5 protein-coding genes are annotated in these 6,367 nt (G+C 69.8%); 3 read left to right on the top strand and 2 right to left on the bottom strand.

Translation table 11 applies throughout. The features are described from left to right. On the bottom strand, nt 1–2,604 hold a 2,604-nt coding region (locus AB1634_18230), incomplete at its 3' end, for an ATP-binding protein (GenBank protein ID MEW6221452.1). Continuing rightward, nucleotides 2,601–3,737: an ABC transporter substrate-binding protein gene (locus AB1634_18235; GenBank protein ID MEW6221453.1), complete on the bottom strand. Its 1,137-nt coding sequence runs from the start codon at nt 3,735–3,737 to the stop codon at nt 2,601–2,603. The genes AB1634_18235 and AB1634_18230, both read right to left, overlap by 4 nt. A 186-nt stretch (nt 3,738–3,923) precedes the next feature. On the opposite strand from AB1634_18235, the gene AB1634_18240 reads away from it, so the two are divergent. The 3 genes from AB1634_18240 to AB1634_18250 form a co-directional block, all read left to right on the top strand. Beyond that, nucleotides 3,924–4,661, top strand: a complete 738-nt coding sequence (locus AB1634_18240; GenBank protein MEW6221454.1) for an SDR family oxidoreductase — start codon at nt 3,924–3,926, stop codon at nt 4,659–4,661. 12 nt (nt 4,662–4,673) lie between these two features. After that, entirely contained in the window at nt 4,674–5,648 is a 975-nt protein-coding gene (locus AB1634_18245; GenBank protein ID MEW6221455.1) for a DUF1566 domain-containing protein, read from the top strand. A 22-nt stretch (nt 5,649–5,670) separates the two neighbouring features. Continuing rightward, nucleotides 5,671–6,367, top strand: a 697-nt coding sequence (locus tag AB1634_18250) for a FapA family protein (protein MEW6221456.1), incomplete at its 3' end; no start/stop codon positions are given.

Consider the following 6,367-nt stretch of genomic DNA (forward strand, 5'->3'; position numbering starts at 1 on the left):
CAGCTCCCGGCCGGTGAGGCCTGGCATGGTCTGGTCGGTGACCAGGAGATCGAAGGCCTCCGGTGTGGCGGTGAAGGCGTCCAGGGCCTGCCGGCTGTCGGTGAAGGAGGTCACCCGGTAGCCCTGGCGTTGCAGCTGGACGCCCTCCACCCGGGTCAGGGATGGCTCGTCGTCCACCAGGAGGATATGCTCGCCCCGGGCCCGACCCGGGGCCGGCGATGCTGCCCGGGCCTCTTCGGCCGCGGCGCTTTCCTGGCGGGGGATGAAGACCTTGAAGCAGGTGCCTTGGCCGGGTTGGCTGTCTACCTGGATGAAGCCCCCCAGGCCCTGGACGATGCCATGGACAATGGCCAGGCCCAGACCGCTGCCTTTGCCCACTTCCTTGGTCGTGAAGTACGGGTCAAAGATTCGGCCAAGGATCTTCGGTGGGATGCCGGGGCCGGTATCGGTCACCGTCAGGCAGATGGAGGCCCCCGGCAGCTGACCCGGGCGGCTGCCGGGGGCATCGGCTTCCAGTTCCACAGCCCGCAGGCCAACCGTGAGGGTTCCGCCCTTGTCTTCCATGGCCTGGGCAGCATTGACGCACAGGTTGGTGAGCACCTGGTGGATCTGGGTGGGGTCGGCCAGGACCAGCCCGCATTCCGGCTCGATCTCGGATCGGATGGTGATGGAGCTGGGGATGGTGGCCCGCAGGAACTTGATGGACTCCTTGACCAGGAGATCGGGCCGCAGGGGCTCCGCCTTGACCTGGGACTTGCGGCTGAAGGTCAGAAGCTGCTTGACCAGATCCCGGGCCCGCAGACCGGCCTTCTCGATCTGCTCCAGGTCCCGGCCCACTGGGCTGTCCGGGGGCACGCCTTCCTGGGCCAGCTCCGTGAAGCCGAGAATGCTGGCCAGGATGTTGTTGAAGTCGTGGGCGATGCCGCCGGCCAGGGTGCCGATCGCCTCCAGCTTCTGCAGATGGAGGAGCTGCTCCTGGAGCAGGGCCCGCTCCGTTGCCGCCTGTTTGGCATCGGTCAGGTCCCGGAGGATCACCAGGCTTAAGGGATCGCCGGCCAGCTCGTAGCGGGAGATCTGTACGTCCATGGGGAAGCTGGTGCCGTCCCGGCGCCGGCCCACGGTCTCGTACGCCAACAGGGGTGCCGCCTGCCCATCGCATCCCGGCTCGGCAAGGCTCTGCGGCACCTGAGGCCGGGCCTCCGGCGCAAGCAGCTCCAGGAAGCCCATGCCCATGAGCTCCTCGTGCCGCTCGTAGCCGAACAGCCGCCGGTAGGCGGGGTTGACGAAAACAAGCTGGCCGGCCTTGAGGACGCCGATGGCGTCCCGGGAGTTGTCCAGGATGGCCTGGAGCTGGGTGCGGCTCTGCTGCAGCTCCTGGTTGGTCCAATAGAGCTCGCCGGTGGCCTGCTGGATCCGCTCTTCCAGCTCCCGGTTCCAGGTCTCAATCCGCTGGGCCATCGTGTTGAAGGCGTTGGCCAGGAGGCCGGCCTCGTCCCGGCTGGTCACTCCGGCGCGGGCGCCCAGGTCGCCCGCCCCCAGACGGTCGGCGGCGCCGGTCACCGCCTCCAGCGGTTGCAGCAGGTGGCGGGCGAGGAGGAGCACCAGGCCGAGCAGGGCCACCAGACCGCCGCTGCCCACCACCGCCAGGGCCAGGATGTGCTGCCGGGCCGGCGCCAGGATCTCGTCCTCGTCCTGTTTGACCACCACGCCAATACCGACCTCGGCGGTGATCCGCAGGTGGCGCACCGCGGCCAGAACCGGCTGCTGGCGGTAGTCTTTGGTCTGCAGCAGGCCGTCGATGCCCCAGGCGGCGTATTCCGCCACTGGGCCGGTGAGCCGATCCACCAAAGGTCGCGGCCTGGAGCCGTCAGGCAGCGGGTGCCGCGGCTGGGTCAGCAGCAGCCGGTCTCCCGTCACCAGCAGGACCTCGCCGGAATCTCCCAGGGGCCCGTCCGGCGCCTGCATCTGGGCCAGGACGTCGTCGAGGGTGAAGCGGAAGACCAGAGCCTTGGCAGCAGCCAGGGGCTGCAGGATCAGGAGGAAGGAGGAGTGCCCCGCCCTGAAGCCCGGGGCAAAGACCAGGGCCGGGTCGTCGCCGATCAAACTGGCGGGGATCGTGAGGCGGTCGCCGATGAGGATCGGATTGGATGAGCTGAGGATCTGCCCGCTGTCCTGGCTGATGAAGTCCACCGAGTCGCAGCGGTATGCCTGCTGGAGGACCGCCAGCCAGGACGCCAGGGGGGGAGGCGGCGCACCGGGGCGGCCCTCGGCCAGAGCTGGCGGGGAGGGACCGGGCGGCAGTACCTCATCCGGGGGGACCAGGCCCAGCCGGAAGACGGCGGCGATCGCCTGGGCATCACCCAGCCGCTCCGCCAGCCACTGGCTGAGCAGATCGCGACGGTCATTCGCCAGGGAGGAGAGCTGCTGCATGGCCTGATGCAGCTGCAGCCGGTAAATCCCATGGTGCCAGTCCCACGGCAGACCCCAGGCGATGACAAGACCCATGCCCGCAAACAGGATGACAGCTCCGATGCCGAGCAGGCCCAAGAGCTTGCCCCGGATGGTGGCAGGCAGGAGGCGGCCGAGGCTTCCCCCGGATCTCATGGCAGCTCGGCCCCATCCGTGTAGTCGAAGGCTTCCAGGCGGTACCTGTCGGGATCGGCCAGGACCGCGGTGGCCAGCTCGGTGTCCAGACTGGCCGCCACCCGGTCCCAGGAGGCGCCGGCTGCGATCAGGCCCTGACCCCGGAGAAAGGCGAAGGCCTTGGCCAGGCGGCCACCGGGCTCCCGGTCGCCCTGGGGGATGAGGGGCCGGCTGCCGAAGCGGAGGAGGTCGCTCCGGGTGACGGCAGCGATCTGGTCCACCGACGCCCCGGCCCGACCGCTGAAGGCATCGGCGGCTGCCTGCGTCCACTGGGCGGCCTGGGACAGGTGCCGGTCCTGGCCGCCCAGCCAGCGCAGTGCCCGCAGGTACGAGGCCATGATGCGGGTGGCGGCCTCAGGCCGGTCCTGGAGGAGGGAGCGCCGGAAGAAGAGGTAGCTCGCGTTCAGGAAGCGGTGGATGGCCGCGGCGTCCGGGTGGGCGGCCAGAAACGCCGTGGGAGTGGGCTCCCAGGCGGAAAAGGCCTCGATTTGCCCCTGGGTCATGGCTCGGGGCAGATCGGCCACCGGCATGGGCACGATGGTGATGTCATCGGCCTGCATGCCCGCGGCCGCGAGGCCCAGAAGGAGGCCGAAGTGGGCGGTGGTGCCCAGGGGTACCCCGACGCGCTGGCCAGCCAGGTCCTGGATCCGGTCATGCCGGGCCCAGGTCACCACCGAGGCCCCGCCCAGCTTGGCCAGGGCCACCACACGGATGTCAGCCTGGGTGGCCAGGACGAGCACTGGCGTGTCGCCGGCCATGCTGACGTCGATCGTGCCTTGCCGAACGAGGGCGCTGATCTCCGGTCCGTTGGCGAAGGGATGGAATGAGACCCGCAGATGCAGCTCGGCCAGATCCCGGGCCAGAATGCAGTCCCGCCGCATGACCTCGGCGAGCAGCCCCACCGGGGTGGCCAGCGGTTGGGTGGCGATGGCGATCTCGCCGCCCTTCTCGTGCAAGGCCGTGTCCCCGGAGGCGGCAGGCTGTCCCTCCGCCGCGGCAGCGAGGAGGGATGCCGGGGTGACCAGCAGCCACAGCATCAGCCAGGCGGCCCAACCGGCGCCGCCAGTTCGTTGAACAGTGGGGGGTCCGGACATGGCGACTTCCTCCTGGGGAGCAGCAACATGGCGCGAGATGCTGCTTGCGCTGCCGGTATCGATTGGGATAGGGTGGGAATGGTACGCCCGGCACACGGCATTCCTTTTTATAGCACATGTCCAGACCGGGCAAGAAGCCGTCGATGCCAGCCGTAGGGCCGGCGCCCGTCACGGGAGGAGAGGGTCATGTCTGCGCAGCGCACTGCACTGGTGACCGGTGCCAACAAGGGGCTGGGCCTGGAGACCAGCCGCCAACTGGCGGCCCTGGGCATCCGGGTCCTGATGGGGGCTCGTCAGGCGGAGCGGGGCGCAGCCGCGGCCGCGGCCCTGCGGCGGGAAGGCCTGCCGGTGGAGGCGGTGCCCCTGGACGTCACCCAGCCCGAGCAGATCCGCTCTCTGGCCGATCGTCTGGCCGGCACCCTGGCCTGCCTGGACATCCTGGTCAACAACGCCGGCATGATCAGCCCAGAGGAGCCCTTCTTCAGCAACTCGGCGGAAACGGTCTCGCCGGCAGCGCTGCGGGCCACCTTTGACGTCAACTTCTTCGGCCTGGTGGAAGTGACCCAGGCCCTGTTGCCCCTCATCAAGAAGTCGCCGGCGGGCCGTATCGTCAACGTCTCATCCATGCTGGGCTCGCTGACCCTCCACAGTCAGCCGGGGCCGGCAGCCGGGGTCAAGCCCCTGGCCTACGATGCCTCCAAGGCAGCGGTGAACGCCTTCACGGTGCACCTGGCCGCGGCCCTGGCGGACACCCCCGTCAAGGTCAACTCCGCTCATCCCGGTTGGGTACGCACCGATCTCGGTGGTCCGGAGGCGCCCCTGGATGTGGTCCAGGGTGCCAAGACCATGGTCCGCCTGGCCACCCTGGGGCCGGACGGCCCCAGCGGCCGCTTCTTCCATCTCGACGACGAACTGCCCTGGTAGCGGGACTCAGGTATGGAGCTGTTCCGGCAGCTGGGCCTGGACCCCGCGCAGGTGGAGCTGGACTGGGAGATGACCCCGGCCGCCACCTACGGGCTCTTCGAATGCCGCGGCGACATCACCGGCCGGGTGCACAGCAGCCGGGAGCGCTATCTCTACTTTTACATCGACAGCTGGGGGCCGGAGCCGGTCCTCTGCCTTATGGAGCGGGGCATCCGCCACGCGCGGGTGCTGGCCCGGATCAAGGCGCCGGCCGCGCTGTTGGCCGCCGCCGTCGAGGCCCAGGGCCGGAGCTGGAAGCACAAGAGCTACGCCATCGATGGCGGCATCCGCGCCTGGCTGGAGGCCGAGGTGCTGGAGGATGCCACCGGCCGCTATCTGGCACCGGTGGCCGCCTGCGGCGGCACCAGCCCGGAGACCGGCCTGCCCGGGCCGGCGGACGTGCTGCCTGCGGTGGCGCCGGTCTTGCTCCGGGCCCAGCCCCGGGTGCTGGCCGAAGCCGATCTGCCGGCCCTCATTGCGGCCCGCAACTTCTTCGAGGCGAGCCACAACCCGTGCGGCTGCTTCCCGCTCCAGCTGGTGGACAACCAGGACGGCCTCACCCTCACGGAGCGGGTCACCGGCCTTGTCTGGCAGCGGGATGGCCATGACGAGACCGTATCCTTCCTCCGCCTTGGCCGGTGGCGGGGGGAGGTCAACCGGGCCGGCCTGGCCGGCCACCACGACTGGCGCCTGCCCACCCTGGACGAGGCTCTCTCCCTCCTGACGCCGGAGAAGAACGCCTGCGGCCTGCACCTGCCCCCCGGCTTCTCCCCCCGCCAGGCCTTCATCTACACCAGCGACACCCACAAGCCCGGCGGCTACTGGTACGTGGACTTCCGGCAGGCCAAGGCCTTCTGGGCCGGCGGCACCCTGGCCGGCGGCTTTGGCCGCCTGTGCCGCAGTGTGGGCCCCGAGCCGAGCTGCCAGTGCCGGCCGGTGTCCTCCTGATGAACCTCAGCCCCCGGCAGCCATGAAGAAGGTCCCTATCGATGATGTGAAGGAAGGGGAGGTCCTGGCGGCGGACATCTTCGACAGCAGCATCGGCGGCGATCTCCCGCTCCTGAGTCGCAGCGTGGTCCTGACCGCGGACTACATCAAGAGCCTGCGGCGCTACGGGATCACGGAGCTCTTCATCGTCACGCCGCCGGGCTATCGCGGCAAGCCCGGCGAGGTCCTGGCACCGTCCCCGGTCACCGGCCATATCCTTTTCGACGGCGGAGTGGAGATCGACGGCCCGGTGCCGCCGGACATCAGGATCGAGGCGGGCGAAGGGATCCGCATCACCGGTGATGTCGGCCAGGGATGCGTTCTGACCAGCGCCAGCGGCGGCATCACCATCCAGGGCAGTGTCAAGGGCACGGCGGGGAACCGGGTGCGGATCACGGCGGCCAGGGATGTGCTGGTGGACCAGGGCGGCAAGGGCGTGGTGGCCTTTGCCGATGTCAAGACCGTGGGCAGCATCACGGCCAACGCCGGCGTGCAGGACTGCTCCCTGTCGGCCCGGGGCAAGATCAGCATCAGCGGCGCCACCCGCCGCTCCCAGGTCTACACCCAGACGACCATGAAGCTGGGCGACTGCGGCGACACGGACGAGGGCCCGCCCTGCGTCCTCATCGTCAAGCCCCACCAGTGCCGGGCTCTGTACCAGGAGCTGCTCCGGGATGACG

The sequence above is a fragment of the Thermodesulfobacteriota bacterium genome, assembly GCA_040755095.1.
Lineage (GTDB): Bacteria > Desulfobacterota > Desulfobulbia > Desulfobulbales > JBFMBH01 > JBFMBH01.

Excerpts from the sequence above, each read along its gene's own strand:
- AB1634_18235 (MEW6221453.1), bottom strand. The coding sequence starts at position 3,737 with ATGTCCGGACCCCCCACTGTTCAACGAACTGGCGGCGCCGGTTGGGCC.
- AB1634_18240 (MEW6221454.1), top strand. The coding sequence starts at position 3,924 with ATGTCTGCGCAGCGCACTGCACTGGTGACCGGTGCCAACAAGGGGCTG.
- AB1634_18245 (MEW6221455.1), top strand. The coding sequence starts at position 4,674 with ATGGAGCTGTTCCGGCAGCTGGGCCTGGACCCCGCGCAGGTGGAGCTG.